Annotated in this window: 18 protein-coding genes, 3 pseudogenes and 1 riboswitch; of the genes and pseudogenes, 17 read left to right on the forward strand and 4 right to left on the reverse strand. The window is 71.2% G+C overall.

Going from position 1 to position 24,843, the window contains the following annotated elements:
* Positions 1-51 precede the first annotated feature (51 nt).
* From HEP81_RS37185 to HEP81_RS37220, 8 genes and pseudogenes are all read left to right on the forward strand, one after another.
* Positions 52-1,629 carry an NAD(P)-binding domain-containing protein gene (locus tag HEP81_RS37185; protein ID WP_037656845.1) on the forward strand — a complete coding sequence of 526 codons (1,578 nt, stop codon included), beginning with the start codon at positions 52-54 and terminating at the stop codon, positions 1,627-1,629.
* Complete coding sequence (locus HEP81_RS37190) at positions 1,629-2,741, forward strand: alpha-hydroxy acid oxidase (protein ID WP_051850227.1); 1,113 nt, start codon at positions 1,629-1,631, stop codon at positions 2,739-2,741. Before HEP81_RS37185 ends, HEP81_RS37190 begins: the two co-directional genes overlap by 1 nt.
* Positions 2,735-4,396, forward strand: coding sequence for an MFS transporter (locus HEP81_RS37195; RefSeq protein ID WP_051850226.1), 1,662 nt, complete (start codon positions 2,735-2,737; stop codon positions 4,394-4,396). The genes HEP81_RS37190 and HEP81_RS37195 overlap by 7 nt, the downstream gene beginning before the upstream one ends.
* Before the next feature lie 60 nt (positions 4,397-4,456).
* The gene (locus tag HEP81_RS37200; protein ID WP_037656843.1) at positions 4,457-5,524 is read left to right on the forward strand and encodes a DUF6282 family protein; all 1,068 of its coding nucleotides are present in this window, start codon (positions 4,457-4,459) and stop codon (positions 5,522-5,524) included.
* A 155-nt stretch (positions 5,525-5,679) separates the two neighbouring features.
* Positions 5,680-6,816 carry an SPFH domain-containing protein gene (locus tag HEP81_RS37205; protein ID WP_243279724.1) on the forward strand — a complete coding sequence of 379 codons (1,137 nt, stop codon included), beginning with the start codon at positions 5,680-5,682 and terminating at the stop codon, positions 6,814-6,816.
* Positions 6,817-6,863: 47 nt separating this feature from the next.
* On the forward strand, positions 6,864-7,943 hold the full coding sequence (locus tag HEP81_RS37210) for a TFIIB-type zinc ribbon-containing protein (RefSeq protein ID WP_037656840.1): 1,080 nt from the start codon (positions 6,864-6,866) through the stop codon (positions 7,941-7,943).
* A gap of 90 nt (positions 7,944-8,033) precedes the next feature.
* A riboswitch (cobalamin riboswitch) is annotated at positions 8,034-8,236 on the forward strand.
* A gap of 28 nt (positions 8,237-8,264) precedes the next feature.
* Positions 8,265-9,356, forward strand: a complete 1,092-nt coding sequence (nicT, locus tag HEP81_RS37215; protein ID WP_037656888.1) for a Nickel transporter NicT — start codon at positions 8,265-8,267, stop codon at positions 9,354-9,356.
* A gap of 22 nt (positions 9,357-9,378) precedes the next feature.
* Positions 9,379-10,059: pseudogene (locus tag HEP81_RS37220) on the forward strand (cation transporter); the annotation flags it as partial.
* A gap of 19 nt (positions 10,060-10,078) precedes the next feature.
* Here HEP81_RS37220 and HEP81_RS37225 read toward each other — a convergent pair.
* On the reverse strand, positions 10,079-11,089 hold the full coding sequence (locus tag HEP81_RS37225; protein WP_051850225.1) for a LysR family transcriptional regulator: 1,011 nt from the start codon (positions 11,087-11,089) through the stop codon (positions 10,079-10,081).
* A 105-nt stretch (positions 11,090-11,194) separates the two neighbouring features.
* Between HEP81_RS37225 and HEP81_RS37230 the strand changes: the two genes are divergently transcribed.
* The 6 genes and pseudogenes from HEP81_RS37230 to HEP81_RS37255 all read left to right on the forward strand — a co-directional run bounded on the left by HEP81_RS37230 (position 11,195) and on the right by HEP81_RS37255 (position 16,520).
* Entirely contained in the window at positions 11,195-12,088 is an 894-nt protein-coding gene (locus HEP81_RS37230; RefSeq protein ID WP_037656837.1) for an NAD(P)H-binding protein, read from the forward strand.
* 34 nt (positions 12,089-12,122) lie between these two features.
* Positions 12,123-12,518, forward strand: coding sequence for a darcynin family protein (locus tag HEP81_RS37235; RefSeq protein ID WP_037656836.1), 396 nt, complete (start codon positions 12,123-12,125; stop codon positions 12,516-12,518).
* Positions 12,519-12,647: 129 nt separating this feature from the next.
* Positions 12,648-13,483: pseudogene (locus HEP81_RS37240) on the forward strand (ABC transporter substrate-binding protein); the annotation flags it as partial.
* A gap of 37 nt (positions 13,484-13,520) precedes the next feature.
* Positions 13,521-14,141 (forward strand): FecCD family ABC transporter permease, encoded by a 621-nt coding sequence (locus tag HEP81_RS37245; RefSeq protein ID WP_455754013.1) that lies wholly within the window; start codon positions 13,521-13,523, stop codon positions 14,139-14,141.
* 3 nt (positions 14,142-14,144) lie between these two features.
* A pseudogene (locus tag HEP81_RS37250) lies at positions 14,145-15,022 on the forward strand (ABC transporter ATP-binding protein).
* 157 nt (positions 15,023-15,179) lie between these two features.
* Positions 15,180-16,520 carry a cation:proton antiporter gene (locus HEP81_RS37255; protein ID WP_051850224.1) on the forward strand — a complete coding sequence of 447 codons (1,341 nt, stop codon included), beginning with the start codon at positions 15,180-15,182 and terminating at the stop codon, positions 16,518-16,520.
* Here HEP81_RS37255 and HEP81_RS37260 read toward each other — a convergent pair.
* Positions 16,486-17,052 carry a fasciclin domain-containing protein gene (locus HEP81_RS37260; protein WP_243279725.1) on the reverse strand — a complete coding sequence of 189 codons (567 nt, stop codon included), beginning with the start codon at positions 17,050-17,052 and terminating at the stop codon, positions 16,486-16,488. The genes HEP81_RS37255 and HEP81_RS37260 overlap by 35 nt on opposite strands.
* Positions 17,053-17,443: 391 nt before the next feature.
* Between HEP81_RS37260 and HEP81_RS37265 the strand changes: the two genes are divergently transcribed.
* Positions 17,444-18,964 (forward strand): DUF1254 domain-containing protein, encoded by a 1,521-nt coding sequence (locus HEP81_RS37265; RefSeq protein WP_051850223.1) that lies wholly within the window; start codon positions 17,444-17,446, stop codon positions 18,962-18,964.
* Positions 18,965-18,989: 25 nt separating this feature from the next.
* Here the strand turns inward: HEP81_RS37265 and HEP81_RS37270 are convergent, their stop codons facing one another.
* Positions 18,990-20,198, reverse strand: coding sequence for a phospholipase D-like domain-containing protein (locus HEP81_RS37270; protein ID WP_037656832.1), 1,209 nt, complete (start codon positions 20,196-20,198; stop codon positions 18,990-18,992).
* 115 nt (positions 20,199-20,313) lie between these two features.
* Positions 20,314-21,855: an SDR family oxidoreductase gene (locus tag HEP81_RS37275; protein ID WP_037656831.1), complete on the reverse strand. Its 1,542-nt coding sequence runs from the start codon at positions 21,853-21,855 to the stop codon at positions 20,314-20,316.
* Positions 21,856-21,962: 107 nt separating this feature from the next.
* Between HEP81_RS37275 and HEP81_RS37280 the strand changes: the two genes are divergently transcribed.
* Together HEP81_RS37280 and HEP81_RS37285 are read left to right on the forward strand one after the other, a co-directional pair.
* A complete protein-coding gene (locus HEP81_RS37280; RefSeq protein ID WP_078967416.1) occupies positions 21,963-22,556 on the forward strand; it encodes a MarR family winged helix-turn-helix transcriptional regulator in 594 nt (197 codons plus the stop codon).
* Between the two features lie 149 nt (positions 22,557-22,705).
* Complete coding sequence (locus tag HEP81_RS37285; RefSeq protein WP_037656829.1) at positions 22,706-24,832, forward strand: MMPL family transporter; 2,127 nt, start codon at positions 22,706-22,708, stop codon at positions 24,830-24,832.
* Positions 24,833-24,843: the final 11 nt, after the last annotated feature.

Here is a 24,843-nt window from a genome sequence, read left to right on the forward strand (position 1 = left end):
CGCCTCCGAGACCCCATCCCTGCGCCTCAACCCGCCTCCCCGGAGACCGAATTGACGCACAAGCACCTCGACTACCTGGTGATCGGCGCCGGACCCGCCGGTGTGCAACTCGCCTACTTCCTCAAGCGGGCCCACCGCGACCACCTCGTCCTGGAGGCGGGTCCCGTACCGGGCGCCTTCTACCGGAAGTACCCGCGGCACCGGCAGATGATCTCGATCAACAAGCCGTACTGCGGGTTCGACGACCCGGACCAGAAGCTGCGGGTGGACTGGAACTCGCTGCTCGGCGACGACGACATGCCCCGGTTCACGCGGTACACCGATCGTTACTTCCCGCACGCCGACGACTATCTGCGCTATCTCGCCGACTTCGCCGCCCACCACGAACTGGACATACGGTACGACACCCGGGTCACCGAGGTCGCCCGTGAGGGAGAGCGCGGGCCGTTCAGGGTCACCGACGAGCACGGGACCGTGCGTACCGCCCGGCGCGTGGTGGTCGCCACCGGCTTCTCGCGCGCGTACCTCCCGCCGATCCCCGGCATCGAGACCGCGGAGTCGTACGCGGACATGACGCTGGACCGGGACAGCTTCACCGACCAGCGGGTGCTGATCATCGGCAAGGGCAACTCGGGGTTCGAGACCGCCGATCACCTCATCGAGCGGGCCGCCGTCATCCATGTCCTCGGCCCCAGTTCGATCAAACTCGCCTGGAAGACCCACTTCATCGGCCACTTACGGGCGGTCAACAGCAACTTCCTCGACACCTACCAACTCAAGGCCCAGAACTCCGTGCTGGACGCCGCCGTGGACCGCGTCGAGAAGCTGCCGGACGGCGGATACGAGGTCACCCTGACCTATCTGCGCCGCGACGAGACCGTCCGTTTCCGCTACGACCGGGTGCTCGCCTGCACCGGCTTCGCGATGGACGCCTCGATCTTCGCCCCCGAGTGCCGGCCCGAGACGACCATCAAGGACCGGTTCCCGGCGCTGACGTCCTCCTGGGAATCGGTCAACGTCCCCGATCTGTACGTCGCGGGCACCCTCACCCAGGTCCGCGACTTCAAGAAGTACACCAGCGCCTTCATCCACGGCTTCCGCTACGGAGTCCGCGCCCTGACCCGGATGCTGGACCGCCGCTACGAGCGCACCGAGTGGCCCTGTCGTGCGCTGCCGTCCGACCCGGCCCCGCTGGCGGACGCCGTACTGGCGCGGCTGGCCACCACCTCCGCCCTCTGGCAGCAGTTCACATTCCTGTGCGACCTGCTCGTGGTGGACGAGGACAACGTCCGCCACTACGAGGAGATGCCGGTGGACTACCTGCACGACTCGGACTTCGGGCAGCACGACAGCTATCTCACCCTCACCTTCGAGTACTTCCCCGGGCACGATCAGCTGGACCCCTTCGACATCGCGGCCGGCCGGGCCTGGGAGCAGGAGCACCAGCACGACGACCGGTACCTGCATCCGGTGGTGCGCCACTTCCACCGCGGCGAGGTCGTCTCCGAGCACCGCCTCAAGGAGAACCTCGACAACGAGTGGAACGACCCGGTGGTGCACGTCGAACCGCTGGTCGAGTACCTGGCCGACACACTGGACCGGCCCCTGGCGACGGGTGGTGAGCGGTGATGACCACCACGCCGAAGACCTCCTCGACGCGTGGGGCGCCCCTGAGCGTGCGCGAGTACGAGCCGCTCGCCCGGGAACTGCTGGACCCGGTCCACCACGACTACTTCGCCGGTGGCGCCCACGACGAGATCACCCTGCGCGCCAACGAAGCCGCCTTCGCCCGACTGGCGTTGGTGCCCCGCGTGCTCCGGGGGCGGGGTCGCCCCGACCTGACCACCGACCTGCTCGGCCGGCGCACCTCGATGCCGATCGTGCTCGCCCCGACCGCCTTCCACCGGCTGGCACACCCCGACGCCGAGCGGGCCACCGCCCGCGCCGCCGCCTCCACCGGGGCGATCATGATCGCGGCGATGCTGTCCACGGTCGCCGTCGAGGAGATAGCCGCAGAGGCCCGGAAGACGGCCGGCGACGCGCAGCTGTGGTTCCAGCTCTACGTCCAGCGCGACATGGGATTCACCGAAGCCCTGGTGCGGCGCGCCGAGGACGCCGGCTGCACCGCCCTGGTCGTCACCGCCGACTCCCCGGCCCTGGGCCGCCATGTGCGCAACGACCGCAACGACTTCCACGATCTGCCCCCCGGCATGGTGTGCGAGAACCTGCGTTCGCTGCGCGCCGATGAACCCGGGCACGTCAGACAGGTGGACCTCTCGCCGGAACTGTCCTGGGACCACGTCCGGCGGCTGCGCGCGATGACCGGACTGCCGATCGTCATCAAGGGCGTACTGCACCCCGAGGACGCCCGGATCGCGGCCGATCTGGGCATGGACGCGGTGATCGTCTCCAACCACGGTGGCCGACAGCTCGACACCACTCCCGCCACCATCACCCAACTGCCCCGCGTGCTCGACGCGGTGGGCGACCGGATTCCCGTACTGCTCGACGGGGGAGTCCGGCGCGGCACCGATGTCGCCAAGGCGCTCGCACTGGGAGCGGCCGCCGTCGCCGTGGGACGTCCCGTGGTCTGGGGCCTGACGGTCGGCGGCCGGCAAGGTGTGGAGCAGGTGCTGGGCATGCTGCGCGACGAACTCGCCCACACCCTGACCCTGTGCGGCTGCGCCGGCCCCGCCGAACTGGACCGGGACATGGTCGCCTGCGAGGACCCGCGATGGTGAGCCCCGCTCCGGCAGGGGACCGCGGGCCGCGCCGCGTCGTCTTCGCCGCGGGCTCCGTCCTGGTCGTCATCGGGGTGGTGCTGCACGTCCCGTCGTACTGGATGACGCGCGACGACCACTTCGCGATGGCGGGCATGGGCATGAGCCCGGCCATGACCACCGGCATGGTGCTGATCGTGCTGGGCCTCGGTGCCGCCGCCTGGAGTCTGCTGCCCACCTGGCAGCGGACCGCCGCCCGCGGCTCCGGACTTCGCGCCACGCGGTACGCCGCCCTGGACGGCGCCGGGTTCACCCGCGCGCACCGGGCCCTGGTGACGGTGCTGTCCGTGGCCCTGGTGGTGGACACCATGAAGCCCGCGTCGCTCGGCTTCGCGGTCCCGGGCATGCGCGCGGAGTACGGGCTGGACGCCGGGGAGGCGGCCCTGCTGCCGCTGGTCGCCATCGCCGGCACCGTCGTGGGCTCACTGCTGTGGGGCAGGCTCGCCGATGTCTACGGCCGCCGCTCGACGATCCTGCTGTCGGCCCTCATGTACGTGGCCACCTCCATCTGCGGTTTCATGCCGTCGTACGGCTGGAACCTGGCGATGTGCGCCCTGATGGGGATGGCCGCGGGCGGCATGCTGCCCACGGTGTACTCGCTGATGTCGGAGTCGGTGCCCGCCCGGCGGCGCGGCTGGATCATGGTCGCCCAGAGCGGGTTCGGCGCCGCCGCGGGCTACCTCGTCGCGAGCGGCTGCTCGACCCTGCTCGTCCCGCACTACAGCTGGCGAGCCCTGTGGCTGCTGGGGCTGCCCACCGGTCTGCTGCTGGTGGTGCTGCGCCGCTGGATCCCCGAGTCACCCCGCTTCCTGATCGAGTCCGGACGGCAGGAGGAGGCGGCCCGGGTCATGGCGCGGTACGGCATCCGGGCGGTGCCGGGCGTCGGGAGCGGCTCGGGTGACGCGTCAACAGATCGGTGTTCCGGGCCGGTTGATGGGCCTGGCCTCGGAGCAGAGGCCGAACAGCGCCGATTCTCCCATCTGTTGTCGGCCCGCTATCGCGTCCAGACCTGGGTGATCGTGCTGTTCGGGATGAGCTGGGGCATCGTCAACTGGGGCTTCATCACCTTCCTGCCCAGCTTCCTCACCTCGGCCGGCGCCGGCACCCGCGCGGGCAACCTGCTCTTCATCTCCTCCGCCCTCGCGGTGCCCGCCACCTTCATCGCCGCCGCCCTGTACGCGCGGTGGAGCAGCCGCAAGGCGATGTGCCTCTACGCCGCCCTCACGGCCCTGGTCCTGGTCGGATACGCGGTGCTGCGCCCCGAGCGGCACGGGCACGGCGGCGCCATGGTGGTGCTCACCGCCCTGCTGCTCATCGCCTCCGGCGGCATGGCCGCCCTGCTCGCGCCGTACGCCACCGAGGTCTATCCGACGGCACTGCGCGCCACCGGCAGCGGTGTCGCCGCGGCCGGCACGAAGGCGGGCGGCCTGTTCGGGCCGCTGCTGCTCGGCTCGGCGCCACGTCTGGAGGGCCTGGCACTGGTGAGCGCCGTACCCCTGGTCGCGGCCGGTCTGGTGCTGTGGCGCTACGGCACCGAGACCCGGGGCACACCGCTGCTGGAGACGACCGTCCCGGGCAGGCCGGTCGGGGTCGCCCGGACGCGGTCCGACACCTGAAGCGACGACGACCGCCCCTCTTTTTTGTACGACGGACGCACGGAAAGGCGACCCGCACCCATGGACGGCATCCCCGCGGACAAGGAACTGATGGCCGAGGCCGGGCTGCGCCGCCCGAACCGGGCTCCGCACGACCGCTTCCTGGCCTCCTACCGGGCACGGATAGGCTACCGCGACACCCCACTGGAACCGCCGGCCGTCCACGGAGTGGAGGGTGCGATCGACCTGCACTGCCACGCCCACGAGGGCCAGCAGGACGCGCTGGCGGTGGCCCGCACGGCGGCCGCCAGCGGTATGGGCGGACTGCTGTTCAAGAGCAGCCTGGGCATGCGGCGCCCGGACGTCGCCGGTCCGGCCGGGGTGATCCGCGAGGTGGCCGCCGATCTGCGGCGCTGGTGCGAGGAGACCGGCGTCGAGCCGATCGGCCTGTGGGCCGGCTGGATCACCAGCTTCACCAAGGGGCTGCCCATGCTCCGGGCCGCCCGCACCCAGCTGGCGGACGGCGTCAAGGCGGTGTGGATGCCGGTGTTCCGCAGCGCCAACACGCTCCACAAGGTCGGCGGCCCGCCGATCTGGTGGGGCGCCGGCACCGACCCGGCCGAGTGGAGCGACCCGCTGCCCTGGGCGCGCGCGGTCGAGGTCGGCGAGTACACGCTCGACGGGCACGGGCGGCTCAAGCCCGAGTACAAGGAGGTCTTCCGGATGGCCGCCGACCACGACGTGATGGTCTCCTTCGGACACGCCACCCATGAGGAGATCTTCGCCATGGCCGAGGCGGTGCGCGAGCTCCACATCACCAAGGCCGTGATCGACCATCCGTTCAGCCCGTTCATCGACCTGTCGCTCGCCGAGATGCGGGAGCTGACCTCGGCGGGCATCTACATGAACTTCACCTACGACGAGATCTCCCCACTCCTCGGCGTCAACCCCGCGGACATGGCCGCCGCCATCCTGGAGTTGGGCACCGACCACGTCACCCTCTCCAGCGACGCGGGCGAACCGCTCTTCCCGCACACCGTCGAGGCCATCCGGCTGATCCGGGCCCATATGCGCGCGTTCGGACTGAGCGAGGAGCAGGCGCATCAGGTGTGCGTGATCAACCCCGGAGTGCTGATGGGGGTTCGGTGACCGTGTACGGGCCCGCCCGCAGCTGCACGGGCCGCGGCAGGCATACTGTCGGCTGATCGCCTGACCGATGGATCGTTGCGCGGTCACCGACCCGGGACCGGCCGGGGAGCGAGAGATTCCGGAAACGCGAGGAATGGGGGGTTGTCGTGGGGCTGATGGACCGTATCCGCGGTGAGTTCATCGACATCATCGAGTGGACCGACGACGGCCGGGACACCATCGTGTGGCGCTTTCCGCGCTACGGCAACGAGATCAAGATGGGCGCGCGGCTCGTGGTGCGCGAGTCGCAGGTGGCCGTCTTCGTCAACGAGGGCCGGCTGGCCGATGTCTACCAGCCCGGCACGTACACCCTCTCGACCCAGAACATGCCGGTCCTGTCCACGCTGAAGGGCTGGAAGCACGGCTTCGAGTCGCCGTTCAAGGCCGAGGTCTACTTCGTCACCACCCGGCAGTTCACCGACTTCAAGTGGGGCACCCAGAACCCGGTGATCCTGCGCGACGCCGAGTTCGGCATGGTCCGGGTCCGCGCCTTCGGCACCTTCGCCGCGAAGGTGGTGGACGCCGCCGCGCTGCTGCGCGAACTGGCCGGCACCGACCCGCAGTTCCGTACCGAGGAGGTCGGCGAGCACCTGCGGCAGCTGATCGTCTCCAAGCTGGGCTCCGCGCTGGGCTCGGCCGGTGTACCGCTGCTGGACCTCGCCGCCCGGCAGGACGGCATCGGACGGCAACTCGCCGACGCGCTGACCCAGGAACTGACCTCCACCGGCATCGCCGTCCCCCGGTTCTACATCGAGAACATCAGCGTTCCGCCGGAGGTCGAGGCGGCGATCGACACCCGCTCCCGGATGGGCATCACCGGCAATCTGGACGACTACGCCAAGCTTCAGGCGGCCGACGCGATCCCGCTCGCCGCGGCCAACCCCGGCACCGGCGGCGACGCCCTCGGCCTGGGCGTGGGCATGGCGCTGGGCCAGCGCGTCGTACAGAGCATGTCCGGTACGACGACCCCCTCGGCCCCGGCGGCACAGGCACCGGCGCAGCCCGCCCCCGCCCCCGCAGCCGACGTCCCGCCGCCGCTGCCCACCGCGCCGCGCTGGTTCCTCGCGGTCGCAGGCCGGCAGCAGGGCCCGTACGACGAGAGCGCGCTGGCCGGGCAGGTCGCCGCGGGCAATCTGACCCGTGCCACGCTGGTCTGGCGCAGCGGGCAGGCCGCCTGGCAACCCGCGGACCAGGTTCCGGAGTTGGCGTCGCTGCTCGCCGACGTCCCGCCGCCGCTGCCCCCGCAGGGCTGACATCCGCCGTCCAGGACCTCCGGTAACAGGTCACAAGGAGAAGTGAGTTGACGGATCAGGACGTCGCCCCGGCGCCCGACCGGGCGTTCCAGTGCGAGGCGTGCGGCGGGGTGAGCGAGTACGCGCCCGGGACCTACGCGCTGCGCTGCCCGTACTGCAAGCACGAGCAGGACATCACGCCGATACCGCGGCAGGTCACCGAGCACCCCATCGAGGAACTGGCCGAGCTGCGGCGGGCGTCCGCGCCGAGCCGGGTGAAGGTGTACACCTGCCCCGGCTGCCACGCGGTGACCGAGAGCGACACCCTCAGCGACAAGTGCCAGTTCTGCGCCACCCCGCTGGTCGCGGACGCCGCCGGCACCGAACGCGTCGTACCCGAGGCGGTACTGCCCTTCGGAGTGAGCCGCGAGGAGGCCCGGGACGCGCTGGCGAAGTGGACGAAGTCCCGCTGGTTCGCTCCCAATGAGCTGAAGAAGGTCACCGAGGCGGAGACCTTCCGGGGCAGTTACCTGCCGCACTGGACGTACGACGCGCAGACCTTCACCGAGTACTCAGGTCAGCGCGGCGAGCACTACTGGGTGGAGGAGGAGGACTCCGACGGTAACACCCGGCAGGTGCGGCACACCCGCTGGCACCATGTGTCCGGAACCGTCGACCGGTTCTTCGACGATGTGCTGGTGCCCGGCAGCAGCCAGGTGCCGGAGAAGGAACTGGACAAGCTCACGCCCTGGCCACTGGAGGAGACGGTCCCCTACCAGGAGGAGTACCTTGCGGGCTTCCGTACCGTCCGCTTCGACGTCGAGCCGGAGACCGGCCTGGAGTCGGCGAAGGCCCGGATGGCGCCGGTGATCCGCGCCGACTGCAAGCGCGACATCGGCGGCGACGAGCAGCGGGTGCACTCGATGTCCACCGCCTACAGCGGCCTCACCTACAAGCTGGTGCTGCTGCCCGTCTGGTTCCTGACCTACCTCCACGCCGGCAAGGCATGGCCGGTCATGGTCAACGCCCGCACCGGCGAGGTCATCGGCGAACGGCCGTACAGCGCGGCGAAGATCACCCTGGCGTCGGTGGGCGGCGCGCTGCTGATCGCGTTGGTGGTGCTGCTCGTGGTGATGCTGCGCACATGAGGACGCGCGCGGGGACCTCCTCGCGGCCGGCCTGGTGTGATCTTGGATACCTGGGGGCCCGTCCGGTTGTGCGGGAGTGGGTGGCCGGTCATACGGTGGGCGGGCCGTGGTGTTCGGGAAGACCGGTGACAGCCCTTCGCGGGGCTCAGACCGGAGCGGCCCTCGCCACTGTGATCGGGGAGTATCCGTCCCAGTTGGGCACGGTCACTGTCCGCCGTCAGGCGGACGGGAAGGCCGGGACGGACACGCGCGCACCCGTAAGCCAGGAGACCGGCCACGGCACTTCACGAGCTGATCCACGAGGTGCTGGAGCGTGACCCCATGGCCCTGCCCGCAGAGTCGACCCGTTTTCGTTGGCGGCGCGAGGACACCGTCCGAACCGCAGGGCTGCTGGTGGTGATCGCCGCCCTGCATGTCGTGGCGTTCGGCATCCTGTTCCTGCTGGTCGTGCCCGGACACTACGAGGTCGGCTCCAAGGCGTTCGGCATGGGCCTCGGGGTCACCGCGTACACCCTGGGCATGCGGCACGCGTTCGACGCCGATCACATCGCCGCGATCGACAACACCACCCGCAAGCTGATGGCCGACGGCAAGCGGCCGGTGTCGGTCGGCTTCTGGTTCGCCCTCGGCCACTCCAGCGTGGTGGTCACCATGGCGGCCCTGGTCGCGGGCGGCACGCAGCTCGCCGGCACCCTGCTCGACGACGACTCCCGTACCCACCAGACCCTCGGCGTCGTCGGCACCACCGTCTCCGGGACCTTCCTCTACCTCATCGCGGCACTGAACCTCGTGGCCCTCGCGGGCATTCTGCGGGTCTTCCGGGCGATGCGAGCGGGTACGTACGACGAGGCGGCCCTGGAACAGCACCTGGACTCACGGGGGTTCATGAACCGCTTCCTCGGTCGCTTCACCAGGTCGATCACCCGGCCCGGGCAGATGTTCCCGCTGGGCTTCCTGTTCGGGCTCGGCTTCGACACCGCGACCGAGGTCACCCTGATGGTGATGGCGGGCAGCGGCGCAGCGGCCGGACTCCCGTGGTACGCGATCCTGTGCCTGCCGCTGCTGTTCGCGGCGGGGATGAGCCTGTTCGACACGCTCGACGGCACCTTCATGAACTTCGCCTACCAGTGGGCGTTCTCCAATCCGGTGCGCAAGGTGTTCTACAACCTCACCATCACCGGTCTGTCCATCGCGGTCGCCTTCCTGATCGGCACCATCGAACTGGTCGGGGTGCTGCACGAGAAGCTCGACCTCAGTGACGTGGTGACCGATTGGATCGCCGGGCTGGACCTGGACAACGTGGGGTACGTCATCGTCGGCCTGTTCGTGGTCGTGTGGGCGGCGGCGCTGGCGTACTGGCGGTTGGCCAGGGTCGAGCAGCGGTGGGCGGGCCGGCTCGGCGGGGACGGCTGACAACCCGGCCGCTTCGAGGGACCTGCGTGCCCGGCAGCCGGCGGCGGAACTCGTCGGCACCGACATCACCGTCGGCGGAATGACCTGCGCGGCCTGTGTCCGTCGGGTGGAGAAGAAGCTCGGCAAGCTGGCGGGCGTCACGGCCTCGGTCAACCTGGCCACGGGGCTCGCCCGGGTCAGCCACCCGGCCGGCGTCGCGCCCGAGAGCCTCGTCGCCGCGGTCGAACAGGCCGGGTACCAGGCCGCGTTGCCGGTGCGCGAGGACGACGAGAGATCCGCGGCGGACGGGGAAGCGGCCGAGTCCCGGCGCGAGCGGGAACGGCTCACGGTCACCGCGCTGCTGGCTGTACCCGTGCTGGTGCTCTCGATGGTGCCTGCCCTTCAGTTCCGCCACTGGCAGTGGCTGTGCTTCGTGCTGGCCGCGCCGGTGGCCGTGTGGAGCGCCTGGCCCTTCCATGTCAGGGCGCTGCGGGGCATGCGTCACTCCGCGGCCACGATGGACACCCTGGTCTCGCTGGGGACCGTCGCGTCGTTCACCTGGTCGGCGTACGCGCTGTTCCTCGGTGGGGCGGGCGGCCCCGGGATGCGGATGCCGTTCAGCCTGCTGCCCTCCGCGTCGGACGGCGGAGCGCACCTGTATCTGGAAGCGGCCGTGAGCGTCCCGCCGTTCGTGCTGACCGGGCGGTTCCTGGAGGGGCACTCAACACCCTTCGGCCAGCTGGCTAGTTGCGCCGTGCCGTGTCCGGCGGCTCGGGCTCGCTCGCATCCGCCGCCGCGCTCGGGCCCGAAGACGCCGCCGGTGCCCGGAGAGCCCGGCGGACGGCGTCGCGGAGCCAGCGGTGGGCTCCGTCGGTCGTGTGCCGGGGGTGCCAGGCCATGCCGATGGTCAGCGGCGGCAGCGTGAGGGGGATGTCGAGGAGGTGCAGTCCGAGGGCGTGGGCGTCGTCGGTGAGGGGCGAGGGGGCGGCGCCGGGGAGCGCGGCGGGCACGAGGCAGACGATGTCGCTGCGGGCGGCGAGGGTCATCGCGGCCAGGTGACCGGGAAGGACGACGCTGACCCGCCGGTGCAGGCCCTGCTCGGCCAGAGCGGTGTCGAGCGGTCCGGTGAACCGGCCCCGGCGGCTGACCACGACATGCTGGGCGGCCGCGAACCGGTCCGGGGTCAGCGGCCCCTCGGTGAGCGGATGGCCCGACCGGACGGCGGCCACCATACGGAGGCTGACCAGCTCCTCGACCTGGGTCTCGGGGTCCACATGGTCGATGGCCCCGATCTCCAGGTCGATCCGGCCGTCGCGCAGGGCGGGCCCCGCCTCCAGCTCCTCGGCCCGGATCCGGAACGAGACCCCCGGCGCCTCCCGTTGGGACAGCCGCAGCAGCCCCGGGGCCAGCGCCGCGCCGACCAGATCGGCGGCCTGAAGGGTGAAGGTGCAGTTGAGGCCGGCGGGGTCGACACTCGCGCCGGGACTGAGCAGCGCGCCGAGAGCGCGCACCACCGCGGCGGCCTCCTCGCGCAGGGCCTGGGCGCGCGGGGTGGGAACCATGGCCTGTCCGGCCCGCACCAGGAGGGGGTCCTGGAGGACGCGGCGCAGCCGGGCCAGGGTGCGGCTCATGGCGGCGGGCGAGGTGTGCAGACGTGCGGCGGCGCGCGTCACGCTGTGCTCGGCCAGCAGGGCGTCCAGCGCAATGGCGAGATTGGCGTCGATGACCGGATCAGGGCTGCTCACCAGCGTTATTCCATTTCAGTCAATGATTCCGTGCCGAAGTTCCCATTGTGGCAGCACCGGGCCGCTCAGCAGGATGAGGGACGTACCCAATCAGCACGACCCACGAGGTTTTTCATGATCGTCATTACGGCTCCCACCGGGAACATCGGCCGTCAGCTGCTCTCCCTGCTCCTGGAGTCCGCACCCGCCGCGGGCGAGGAACTGCGCGTGATCGTGCGTGATCCCGCCCGGCTTCCGGACGCGGCGCGCGGACGCGTCGACGTCGTCACCGGCTCGCATGCCGAAGCCGGGGTCCTCGACCGGGCCTTCGAGGGCGCGGACGCCGTCTTCTGGCTCGTCCCCCCGGACGCCTCGCTGGCCCCGCAGGACGCCTACACCGGTTTCACCCGCCCCGCCGCCGAGGCACTCACCGCCCATGGCGTCGGCCATGTCGTCGGTGTCTCCGCGCTCGGCCGTGGTACCCCGCTCGCCGACCGGGCAGGACTTGTCACCGCCTCGCTCGCCATGGACGACCTGATCGCCGGCACCGGCGTCGCCTACCGGGCCCTGGCCAACCCGTCCTTCTTCGAGAACCTCCTGGAGGAATGCGACTCGATCCGCGAGAAGGGCGTCTTCACCGACTCCGTCGACCCCGACCGCAAGGCCCCCCTCGTCGCCGTCGCCGACATCGCGGCGGCCGCCGCCGGCCTGCTCCTCGACCGCTCCTGGACCGGCACCGGCAGCGTCCCGGTCCTCGGGCCCGAGGACCTGTCGCCCAACGACCTGGCCCGCATCATGACCGAACAGCTCGGCCGCCCCGTCCGCTACGAACGTCAGCCGCTCGACGAGCTGTACACCACGCTCGTCGGCTACGGCCTCCACGAAGCGTTCGCGCAGGGCATCGTCGACATGAAGCGGGCCAAGGACGAGGGCCTCGACGCCGGTGTCGCCCGCACCCCGGACACCGCTTCCGCCACCGGCTTCGAGCAGTGGTGCGCCCAAACCCTCAAGCCCGCCGTCCTCTCCTGAAGCCCGACACCCACCCCCTCGCGGAGGCATCCCCATGCCCGTTGACACGACCGGCGATCCCGTTGACACGACCGGCGACACCGAACCGCCCGTCACGGCGTTCATGCTCGTCAAGACCACGCCCGAATGGCTCGCCCTGACCGTCCAGGAACGCGTGGACGCCTTCACCACCCAGGTCCTGCCGGCCATCGAGGCCCGAACCACCGGTGTCCGATCACGCTTCTACGACACCGAGTTCTACTCCGCCCGCGTCACCGACGTATGGGTGTGGGAGGCCAAGGACCACCACGCCTACCAGCTCCTTGTCGACGCCCTACGCGAAACCCCTTTCTGGGACCGCTACTTCGAGATCGTCGACCTCCTCGTCGGCACCGAGAACGGCTACGCGCGGACGTACGGCCTCGAACCCGTCGCCACCATCACCACCTGACCCCCTGTCGCAGTCCATCACGAGCATGCCGGGCCCCGGTCGGCAACTCGCGGGAACCCGAGCCCGCTTCGCCCCGACTACTGCATCGGAGCCCGCCCCACGGGCACACGCCTGACGCAAGGAGCCCGCATGTCGATGAACCGGCCGGCCGCCGCCGCCCTGGCCGCAGCACTCTGTCTGCTGACGGCCGGGTGCGGCTCGCCGTCCGCCGACAAGGCGACCGACACGAAGGCCGCGGCCTCGGCGACCGGATACCCGGTGACCCTCGACAACTGCGGTGTGAAGGAGACCTTCGCGAAGGCACCCAGCCGGGTCGTCGTGATGAACGGCGCCTCCGTCGCCGAGGTCTCCACCCTGCTCGCCCTCGGTCTCGGCGACAGGATCGTCGCCAACGAGCAGGGCTACGGCATGTCCGAGGTGCCGGGCCGGGCCGCGGCGATCAAGAAGCTGCCCACGGGGGCGTGAAGCTCAACGACGCCTACGACATCCCCCGGGAGGCCATGCTCGGACTGCGTCCGGACCTGGTGCTGTCCACGACGTCGTACGGCTTCGACCAGAAGAACGGCTTCGCCACCCGCGGGCAGTTGAAGGACGTCGGCGCCAACACCTATGTCTCGCCGCGTGGTTGCCACCAGGACACGTCCGGGATGACCATCGCCGACAGCTACCGGCTGTTGCGCGACATGGGCAAGGTCTTCGGCGTGAGCGACAGGGCCGAGAAGCTGATCGCCGCCTCCGAGAAGAACATCGCGGCCGTCACCGCCAAGGTGAAGGGGGAGAAGAAGCCGAAGGTCATGGTGCTCTTCTCCAACATGTCCATGGGCGGCAACGACTTCAGCTCGGTCGTCGCCAAGGGCATCAACAACGACATCCTGGCCAGAGCGGGCGGCTCCAACGCCTTCGAGAACGCCTCCAGGACCTCCTCCGCCGACCTGAGCAAGGAGAAGGTGGCCGCCACCGACGTCCGCCGGTCTTGGGGTGTCGGCGGCCTTCCTCGGTGCGGTGGCCGCCGGAGCCCTGGTCTTCGCGCTCGGCCGACGCCACGGACGGATGGCGCCGACCCGGTTGGTCCTGGCCGGTGTCGCCGTCGGCTACGTCTTCCTCTCCGCGACCAGCTTCGTGCAACTCCAGGCGACCCCGACCGAGTTGCGGACGGTGATGTTCTGGATGCTGGGCAGCGTCGCGGGCGCACAGTGGAACCAACTCCCCACGGTGGCGGCCGTCGTGCTCGCCACGACCACGCTGCTGTCCCTGTTCGGCCGCCGCCTCAATACGCTGCTGGCCGGCGACGAGTCGGCGACCGCGCTCGGCGTCGACGTCAACAGGCTGCGCGCCGTCCTCCTGGTCCTCAGCGCGCTGCTGACCGGCACGGTCATCGCGGTCGCCGGCAGCATCGGCTTCGTCGGGCTGATGATCCCGCACCTGGTACGGCTGACCACCGGCGCCGACCACCGTCGGCTGCTGCCCCTGACGGCCCTGCTGGGTGCCCTCTACCTGGTCCTCGTCGACTTGCTCTCCCGCACCCTGGACCGCCCCGACGAACTGCCCCTGGGCATCCTGACCGCACTCCTCGGCGCCCCCTTCTTCCTGTGGCTGCTGCGCCGCGACAAGGGCCTGGACTGAACCATGAAACTCATCGTCGACCGGCTCCACGTCACCCTCGACCGCAACCCGATCCTGCGCGGCGTGAGCCTCGAAGTCGGCCAGGGCGACGTCGTCGGACTCGTCGGCCCCAACGGCAGCGGCAAGTTCACCCTGTTGCGCACCGTCTACCGCGCACTGCGCCCGGCGGCCGGCGTCGTCCGGGTGGGCGACGACGACGTGTGGGAGCTGTCTCCGCGTGCGGCGGCCCGCCGTACCGCGGCCGTCCTCCAGGACACCGGCGGCAACACCACCGGCCTGACGGTCACCGAGATCGTAGCCCTCGGCCGCGCCCCCCACCACGGGCTGCTCGGCCGCGACGGCACCGAGGACCACGAGGCCGTGTCCGCCGCCATCGACCGCTGCGGCGTACGACCCTTCGCGGACCGGGACCTCGCCCCTCCTTGTCCGGCGGCGAGCGGCAACGCGTCCTGCTGGCCCGGGCGTTGGCCCAGAACCCCAAACTCCTCGTCCTGGACGAACTCACCAACCACCTGGACATCCGCGCCCGGTTCGAGCTGCTGGACCTGATCCGGGCCACCGGCGTCACCACGCTCGCCGTCCTGCACGACCTCGATCTCGCCGCCCGTCTCTGCGACCACCTCGTCGTCCTGCACGCCGGAACCGTGGCCGCGGCGGGACCGGTCCTCAAGGTGCTCACCACGGAGCTCCTCGCCGATGTCTTCGGCGTCCACGCGCACACCGAACGGCACGCCGACGGCGTCATCCGGATCACGTACGCGGCCCGGCCGCTCGCGCGCGACGGGGATCCCCAGGGGTACCCACGTCGGCGTGACGGCACCCCTGCCGCCCTGCCGCCGCCGGGCGCGCCCGCCCCGGACCAGGCGCGGTCCCCGAAGTGATCCGAGGACGAGGCGTGGGCGCGGCCGCCCCCGTGCTCCGGCTGCGACGGCCGGACAACCGGAGGAGGATGGATCCGCGCGGACTGTCAGGGCCCGGACCACCGGGAACCTGCCTTCAGCGCTGCCGAGCGAGGTGTGCCGACGGAAGGCCCCGGCGATGAGCGGCGAAGCGTGGGCCGGTGCGGCGGTGGCGGGCGTCACGGCCGCGTACGCGCTCTGCTCACGGCGGCTGGCATCGTCCCCCGTGTCGTCGGCGATGGTGTTCGTCGGCTGCGGGATCCTGCTCGGTCCGGTGGCGCTCGACATCGTCGACCTGAAGCACGGCTCCGAGCCGATCATCGCACTGCTCGAAGCGGCGCTCACCCTGGTGCTGTTCACCGACGCCATGACGGTCCGAAGACGGGACCTGCGGACCGACGGCTTTCTCCCGGCCCGGCTTCTCTGCGTCGGTCTGCCGCTGAGCATCGGAGCAGGGTGGCTGCTCGCGTGGCCCCTGCTGCCCGGGCTTACCCTGTGGGAACTCGCCCTGGTCGGCGCCGTCCTCGCGCCCACGGACGCGGCCCTCGGCAAGACCGCCATGTCCAGTCCACGAGTTCCCGCGCTGGTCCGGCACGGCCTCAATGTGGAGAGCGGTCTGAACGACGGCATGGTGCTGCCGTTCTTCGTGCTCTTCCTCGCCGTCATACCCGGCACGTCCGCCGCGCGAGAGGGCGCGTCGGGTGTCTTCTGGCGTGCGCTGGTACTCAGTTCGGTGCTGGGGTTCCTGGTCGGCGCCGTCGGCGGCCTGCTGTTGCGAGCGGCGCGGTCACGGGGATGGGTCTCGGGGGAGTGGGCGCAACTGTTCGTCCCGGCTGTCGCCACGGCCGCGTACGCACTGGCGCTCGTGGTGAACGGCAGCGGCTTCATCGGCGCCTGGATCGGCGGCTTCGCCTTCGGTTCCGCACTGCGCCGGATTCCGGCCACCCAAAGCCGGTTCCCGACCCTAGGACGCCGGTTCCCGACCGTCGAAGGCAGGCTCCCGGACACCGACCCCCAGGAGGGCCCCGACCCCTCGCCGGACGCCCCCGACCCCGCCGCCGGTTTCACCGAGCACCTCGGCGAACTCCTCGCCTCACTCAGCCTGCTGGTCTTCGGCGCCGTACTGCTCGGCCCGACACTGGAGCACCTGAGCTGGCGCGTCGTCGGCTACGCGGTTCTCAGCCTCACCGTGGTCCGTATGGTGCCCGTGGCCCTCGCGCTCGCCGGCAGCGGGCTGCGAGGTCCCACGGTCGCCTACATCGGATGGTTCGGGCCCCGTGGTCTGGCATCCGTCGTGCTCGGTCTGCTGCTCCTTGAGGAAGAGCACGTCCAGGGAGTCGAGTTGATGGCGAGGGTCGTGGCGGTCACCGTCGGCCTCAGCGTGCTGCTGCACGGTGTCACCGCCGTCGCCCTCGCCGACCGGTACGGCGCCTGGCACGACAAGGTCAGGACGACGGGGGCTGGAGCACCGCGTCGATGACGTAGATGGTGGCGTTCGCGGCCTTGATGTTGCCGCAGACGATGCTCGCCTTCCCGTTGACCTTGAAGTCGGTGCCCGAGCCCGACGTGGTCAGTTTGCCGCCTTCCACCGTGGTGAAGGAGCCGTGGGAGAGTTCGTCCGGCGTGATCTGCTTGTCCACTACGTGGTAGGTCAGCACCTTCTTCAGCTGCCCCTGGTTCTTGAGCAGCGAGGTGAGCTGCGACGCGGACACTTTCTGGAACGCCTGGTCACTGGGGGCGAAGACGGTGATGTGGGACTTACTGTCGAGAGTGCCGTTCAGCCGCGCCCTGACCGCGGCCGAGACCAGCTGGCTGAGCTGCGGATACGCGGCGGCGGCCTCGGTGACCTTGTCCTTGACCGTGTCGATCTTCTGGGAGACCGCGGGACACCCGGGACCGAACGTCCCCGACGGGCTGGGCGACGCCGCCCGTGCCTGGGCCTGCTGCGCCATACCTGCGAGCGCGAGCGGTACGGCGACCAGAGCCGCCGCGGTGGCCTTCGCTGTACGCATGCCGGTGAACCTCATGGCAACCCTCTTCCCGTGGAGGCGTGAACACTGCTGAGGCTGGGACCGCGGAAATCCTCGTTTCCGCGCGAATCCTCGATTCCGCGCACGGGGTGGGCGGCTGCCGCGCCCCGGCCCTCGGCCATTCCCCGGCTGCCCAGCGAGCGTATCCAGCGGATGCGGGTGAGCGCATCTCGAAGCCCGAGGCGACGAACACCCCGCCCTGGTCAACGCGTCGGCCTGCCTCGTTCCCGCCCGGCTGCGGCGCCCGGCGACGCGGAGCACAATGGTCGTCGGGGGAGGAGCGGCAAGGCGCTCGCGACCGGGTGCTTAACGCGAGCGGGTACTTCCATACGCGTGACCGGGCACTCATACGGTTGAGCGAAGTGGTGTCGACATGTCCGAACCATCGCAGAGCCAGAGCCCCGCCTGGCGGCGCATCCCCGAGGACGTCGCGGGCGCGGCCGTCACGGTGGCACGGGCCGCCGGACACGCGGCCCTCCACCCGAGGGCCACGATCGACCGCGCACGCCACCTGCCCGAGATCGTGCCCGCGCTCGGTCACGCGGTGAAACCGATCCTGACGGGCCGCATGGACGACTGGCGCGGCGAGTACGCGTACACCCTCGGCGAGCAGGCGTTCGTCTACGGGTTCCCGTACATCTACAACGCCCGGCTGAGGCACGACTGGGTGACGCGGCCACGGAACCCGGCCACGATCCCGTACGCGCCCGTCAACCACTTCTGGCATGCCGAGCGCCTGCTGGACGCGACGTACCGCGACGGCGGATGCCCCAACAACGACACCCTGTACTCGACGGCCTGGGTGTATCTGGGCGACGAGCCGGTCATCCTGTCCCATCCGGACATGGGCGAGCGGTACTTCACCTTCGAACTGGTGGGGATCACCTCCGACAACTTCGACTACGTCGGTCAGCGCACCACCGGTTCCGACGCGGGCGGCTTCGCCCTCGTCGGCCCGGGCTGGAAGGGCAAACTCCCCGCCGGAGTAAGGCACGTGAAGAAGGCGCCGAGCCCCTGGGTGCTCATCCTCGGCCGCACCCTGGTCGACGGCCCGGACGACGTGCCCCGCGTCCGGGCGCTCCAGGAGCAGTACCGGCTCACCCCGCTCAGCCTGTTCGGCAAGAAGGACGCGGAGGTCCCCGAGAGCCGCGACGTCCTGGTGCCCGTCCCTGTGGAGGAGGATCCGCTGGGGCCCTGGAAGACCCTCAATCTGATGCTGGCCGAGAATCCTCCGCCCTCCCGTCACCGGGTCCTGCTCCAGCAGTTCGCCCAGATCGGCATCGGCCCCGGCCTCGACGTCGAGGCCCAGCCGGAGGCCGTCAGACGCAGCCTGGCGCGGGCCGCCGCCGTCGGTGTGCCGCTGCTCAAGCAGCAGATCCTCAGCGGCGATTGGGCCGAACTCGTCCACGGCTGGCGCTATCCGCCGCCGGAGATGGGACGCTTCGGCGACGACTTCCTCAAACGTGCCGCCGATCAGTCGCTGATCGGCGTCGCCGCCAACGACCCCGCCGAAGCGGTCTACCTGCTCAATTTCGAGGACGCGAACGGCGACAAGCTGGAGTCCGGCGGCCGGTACGAACTGCGTTTCCCCGGCGACGCGTTGCCCCCGGTGGACGCCTTCTGGTCACTGACCGCCTACGGGGAGGACATGAACCTCGTCCCCAACCCGGCCGACCGCTACTCGGTGGGCGACCGCAGCGCCGGACTGCGGCGGGACGCGGACGGCGGACTGACCCTTCACCTCCAGCGCGAGCGGCCCGAGGAGGACAAGGAGGCCAACTGGCTGCCCACCGCGGCGGACGGCACCTGGTTCGTGGCCCTGCGCATGTACCGGCCCAGCCCGGCGGTGATCGACGCGACCTGGGAATGCCCTCCCCTGGCCCGCGTCGCCTGACATCCTCGCACCCGGGCCGCGACGATCACAGGAAGCGCCGGAGCGGGGTGACCGCGACCTCCTTGGCACGTTGCAGCGCCGCCCTGCGTCTCCAGCGGCCGAGGTCGATCTCCGTGCTGCGTTTCAGATCCGCGTCGTAGTCACGGTCGAGTGCCGCGGTGAACTCCTCGTCCAGGACGGCGAGCATGACCTCTTCGTCGTGGTCCATCGAGCGGCGGTTGAAATTGGTGGACCCGATGAGGGCGGCGACCGAGTCCACGGTGATGATCTTGGCGTGCATCATGGTCGGCTGGAACTGACGGATGCGCACACCGGCCCGCAGCAGACGCGCGTAATGATGCTGACCGGCGAGCTGGCAGGCGCGCTGATCGGTGTGCGGGCCGGGCAGCAGGATCTCGACCCGCACACCGCGACGGGCGGTCGCGCACAGCAGGTCGATGAAGTAGGTGTCAGGGGCGAAGTAGGCGGTGGCCAGTCGGAAGCGCTCCTGAGCGGAGGCGAGCATGACGCGGATGAGGGTCTGCATGTCCTGCCAGCCGATGCTCGCGGAGCCACGGACGACCTGCACCACCGCCGAGCCGGGCTGTGGCTGCTCCGTGAATCGGTCGCGGTCGTCGAAGAGTTCGTCATGGCACTCCGCCCAGTTCTGCGCGAACGCCGCAGCGATACCGTCCACGGCCGGGCCGCGCACCCGCACATGGGTGTCGCGCCACTCGGCTGCGTCACGGGCGTCGCCGCACCACTCCTCCGCGATCCCGACACCGCCGGTGAAGGCGGTCTCCTCGTCGACGACGAGGGCCTTGCGGTGACAGCGGTGGTTCTGCTTGAACGGCGACAGCCGCACGGGCCTGCGGAACCACGCCACCTGCACGCCCGCGGCGCTCATGAGGTCCAGCAGCCTCCGCTCTATCTTCTTGGCGCCGAACCCGTCGAGCAGCAGCCGTACCCGCACCCCCGCGCGGGCGCGCTCGGCCAGGGCGTAGGCGAAGTCGTGGGCGATCTGCCCCCGCCAGTACACGAACGTCATCATGTCGATGGTGTGCCGGGCCGCGCGGATCGCCCCGAGCATCGCGGGGAAGATCGCGTCACCGTTGCGCAGCGGCACGAGCTCGTTTCCTTCGGTGGCCGCCACGCCGATCAGCCGCTCCAGCCGGCGGCGCAGGCGCTGCTTGCGTGCCGCCGCGTCGAATGTGGTGCCGTGGGCAGGGGGTGCCGGTACACCGTCGAGTATCACGCCGAATCCCCCCAACGGGACAGAAAGCCGAAGTGCCGGGCTGCCTGACGAGCCCGACCGATCGGATTCCCGGCGAGTCCGGCCTTATGCCACCCCTGCGGACGGAGACCGGCCCTCACCCGGCCGGCCGGATCGCCGACGCGGCCGCGGGGTCCGGGGAGGGCGTCCCGTCCGCCCGCTCGGCCGCGCGGGCGATGTTGCGGGCCATGCCGCCGAAGATGACAGCGTGGAAGGGGGAGATGCCCCACCAGTAGATCTGACCGAGCAGACCGTGCGGGTGGAACAGAGCGCGCTGGCGGTAACGGGTGCGGCCGTTCCCGTCCCGGTCGACGCCCATCTCCAGCCACGCCAGTCCGGGCAGTCGCATCTCCGCGCGCAGCCGCAGCAGCCGGCCCGGCTCGATCTCCTCCACCCGCCAGAAGTCCACCGAGTCGCCCACGCGCAGCATGCGCGCGTCCCGGCGTCCGCGGCGCAGCCCCACACCGCCCACGAGCCGGTCTGCGACGCCTCGAACCGACCAGGCCAGGGGCGAGGAGTACCAGCCGTTCTCCCCGCCGACGCCCTCGATCACCCGCCACAGGTCCTCGGGCCGCGCGTCGGCCGGACATTCCCGCAGATCGGTGCAGAGGCTGCCGCCCGCCCAGTCGGGATCGGTGGGCAGTGGGTCGCTGGGGGCACCGGCCACCGAGGCGGAGGACCAGCGGGTGGTGACATCGGCGTCCCGTACGCGCTTGAGCGCCAGCCGTACCGCCTCGTCGAAGCCGACGGGGTGACCGGGAGGGTCGGGAACATGACGGGTGATGTCGTTCTCCCGGCACACCACCTCGTGGCGCAACGACTCCGTGAGCGGCCGGGCGATGGACGCGGGAACCGGGGTGACCAGGCCGACCCAGTGGCTGGACAGCCGAGGGGTGAGCACCGGCACCGGCAGGATCACGCGCCGGGGCAGCCCGGCCACCGCGGCGTAGCGCATCATCATGTCCCGGTACGTCAGCACGTCCGGGCCGCCGATGTCGAAGGCGCGGTTCACCGAGGCGGGCATCAGGGCGCTCTTCACCAGCAGGCGCAGCACGTCCCGGACCGCTATGGGCTGGATGCGGGTGCGCACCCAGCTCGGGGTGACCATCACCGGAAGCCGCTCGGTCAGATAGCGCAGCATCTCGAAGGACGCCGAGCCCGACCCGAGGATCACCGCCGCGCGCAGCACCGTCGTCGGCACCCCGCTCGCCATCAGGATGCGCCCGACCTCGGACCGGGAGCGCAGATGCGGGGACAGCTCGTGCTCGGGCACTCCGGCGGGAGTCAGGCCGCCGAGGTACACGATGCGGCGCACACCGGCGTCCGCGGCCTGCGCGCCGAAGACCCGGGCGCCCTCGCGATCGGTGTCCTCAAAACCCCTTCCGGTGCCCAGTGCGTGCACGAGGTAGTAGGCGACGGCGACCCCTCGCATCGCCACCCGGACCGACTCGGCGTCGGTGACGTCCCCGCCGGCCACTTCCACCTCCCCGGCCCAGGGGTGATCCCGCAGCTTTCCCGGCGAGCGGGCCAGGCAGCGCACCCGGTACCCGGCTGCCAGCAGTTCGGGCACGAGCCGGCCGCCGATGTAGCCGGTGGCTCCGGTCACCAGGCACAGGGGCTTCCGCTCCGTCGTCTCCATGACTTCTCCTCCCGACAAGAGGTCCGGCCGTCCGCATTGTTCGGCCGTGGCACCGGATGCGGATGCGGCCCAGCGGAGATCCGTGCCCGCCCCGGTACGATGCGCCGATGGACACGGAGACGAGCGGAGGGCACCGGGCGCGACCGCAGGGTGGGGCCGCCGACGGCGTGCCCCCTGCCGTCGGCGGCCCGCGCGCCGCGGCCGCGGGTGGCGCCGCCGAGGGCGCGTCCGCCGATGGCCTCCCGCCGTTCTCGGGCGACCTGGCGGCCTTCGCGGTACAGCTGCGTCGCATGCACGGTGAGGTCGGCCGGGTCATCCAGCAGTACGCCGCCCGGCAGAACCTGCATGTCACCGACGTCCAGGCGCTGGCCGCCATCCTCGACGCGCCCGAGCCGATGACACCCACCGGGCTGCGCGCCGTGCTGGGCCTGACCTCCGGTGCGGTCACCGCCTGCGTCGACCGGCTCGAACGCGCCGGTCAGGTCCGCCGGGTGCGCGAGGACACCGATCGCCGGGTGGTGCACCTCCATTACGCCGCCGCCGCCCGCGCCGCAGCCCGCACCCACTTCCGTCCCCTCGCCGACGCCTTGATCCGGTCCGGTGCGGACTTCGACGAGCACGAGCTGACGGTGGTCCTGCGGTTCCTTGCCGCCCTGAACGACGCCCTCGCCGAGGTCCCCGGGCTGGCCGCCGACCGCTGAGGCGGTTCGACGCGATCTCGGCGGCAGGTGCATCCGATCCATGGGCATCCGGGGAAGAGCCCTGTGACATTTCAATGAGATATTGCTTGACCATTGAGATTGTTCATTGTCGAGGTTCTTAGCCGTCCGTTCCGACTCCGAGGAGTCACATGACACCCGCGCACCGCCCGCCCCGCGGCCTCGTCCCCATCACACTGATCGCCGTATGGCTGGTGGTCGGGGCGTTGCTCGGGCCCTTCGCCGGTCGGCTCGGCGAGGTCGCCACCAACGACCAGGCCGCCTTCCTGCCGCGCAGCGCCGAGTCCACCCGAGTCCTGCGCGAGCAGTCCGCCTTCCAGCAGCGCGAGACCCTGCCGGTCATCGTGCTGTGGACCGCCGACGACGGGAAGGCCGTCAGCGGGCGGCAGCGGACGGCCACGGCGGTGATGGCCGGGCTCACCGGTGAACCCGGCATGGCCGGATCCCCTTCGCCCGCCCTGCCCTCGCGCGACCACGCCGCCCTCCAGGCCGTCGTGCCGCTGCGTCCCGAACTGGGCGACCGGCTCGCGCCCACGCTGGAACGGGTGCGGGCAGCGGCGGAGAAGGTGCCCGGCACCCAGGTACGGCTGGCAGGGCCGGCCGCGACCCAGACCGATCTGGCGGACGCCTTCTCCGGCATCGACGGGGTCTTGCTCGCGGTCGCCCTGGCCGCGGTGCTCCTCATCCTGCTGCTGGTCTACCGCTCCCTGCTGCTGCCGCTCGTGGTCATCGCCGGTGCGGTGTTCGCGCTGGGACTGGCCTGCGCCGTCGTCTACGCCCTGGCCGACCACGGCCTGGTCCGCGTCGACGGCCAGGTGCAGGGCATCCTCTCGATCCTCGTCATCGGTGCCGCGACGGACTACGCGCTCCTGGTCACCGCCCGCTGCCGGGAGGAACTCACCGTGGGCCGGGACCGGTACGAAGCCGCACGAGCCGCCGTACGCCGCTCGGCACCGGCCGTCCTTGCCAGCGCGGGCACCGTCGCCCTCGGGCTGATCGCCCTGCTGCTGAGCGACCTCACCAACAACCGGGCCCTCGGACCGGTCGGCGCCGTCGGCATCGCCTGCGCCGCCCTGAGCGCGCTCACCTTCCTGCCCGCCGCCTTGGCCCTCCTGGGTCGCCGCGCCTACTGGCCGGCCAGGCCCGGGAGCGCGGCCGGGACCAACGGTCTGTGGCAGCGCGTCGCCGGCCTGGTCGACCGGAGGCCGCGCCGGGTGTGGGCGCTCGCCCTGACCGGACTGCTCGTCTGCTCGGCGGGCGCCCTCACCCTGGACTCGCGGGGCGTGCCGCTGGACGAGACGTTCGTACGGCACGTACCGTCAGTCGCCGCGCAGCAGACCCTGGCCCGCCATTTCCCGGCCGGTGCGGGCACCCCTGTGGTGGTCATCGCCGACGCCGCCTCCGCCGACCGTGTGGAGCGCACCGTACGCGACACCGCGGGCGTCGCGGCGGTGACCGCGACCGGCGCCCAGGGCCGCCCGGCCGCCGATCCCCAGGCGGTGAACGGCAGGGTCAGGTTCGAAGCGACCGCGAAGGCGGCACCCGACACCCAGACCGCCCGTGACACCGTGGCCCGGATGCGCACGGCGCTGCACGCGCTGCCCGGCGCGCACGCACGGGTCGGCGGCTACACGGCGCAGCAGTACGACACCCTGCGCGCGGCCGAACGCGACCGCATGGTCATCGTCCCGGTGGTGCTCGCCGTCATCCTGATCATCCTCGTGCTGCTGCTGCGCTCCCTCGCCGTGCCGGTCCTGCTGGTGCTGACCGTCGCCCTCAACTTCACGGCGACCCTCGGGGTGGCGGCGCTGGTCTTCCGCGACCTGTTCGGCCTCAGTGGCACCGATCCGTCGGTGCCGCTGTACGGGTTCGTCTTCCTGGTCGCCCTGGGCGTCGACTACAACATCTTCCTGATGTCCCGGGTCCGCGAGGAGATGCTGCGGCACGGGACCCGCGAGGGCATCCGCCGCGGGCTCGTCACCACCGGCGGAGTCATCACCTCCGCAGGAGTGGTCCTCGCGGCCACCTTCGCCGCGCTCGGTGTGATCCCTCTGGCGTTCCTGGTTCAGATCGCCTTCATCGTCGCCTTCGGGGTGCTGCTGGACACCCTGGTGGTGCGCTCCCTGCTGGTGCCGGCGCTCGTGCGGGACGCGGGGGACCGGGTGTGGTGGCCCACCGGGCCCGGCCCCGCGGAGGCGGACGGCCGCACCGCGGCGGCGGGGCGGTCGGTCGCCCTGCCGGACCAGGACCGCGCCTGACGGACGCGGGG

Origin of the sequence: Streptomyces griseofuscus, from assembly GCF_014673495.1 — a bacterium.
Taxonomy (GTDB): domain Bacteria; phylum Actinomycetota; class Actinomycetes; order Streptomycetales; family Streptomycetaceae; genus Streptomyces; species Streptomyces murinus.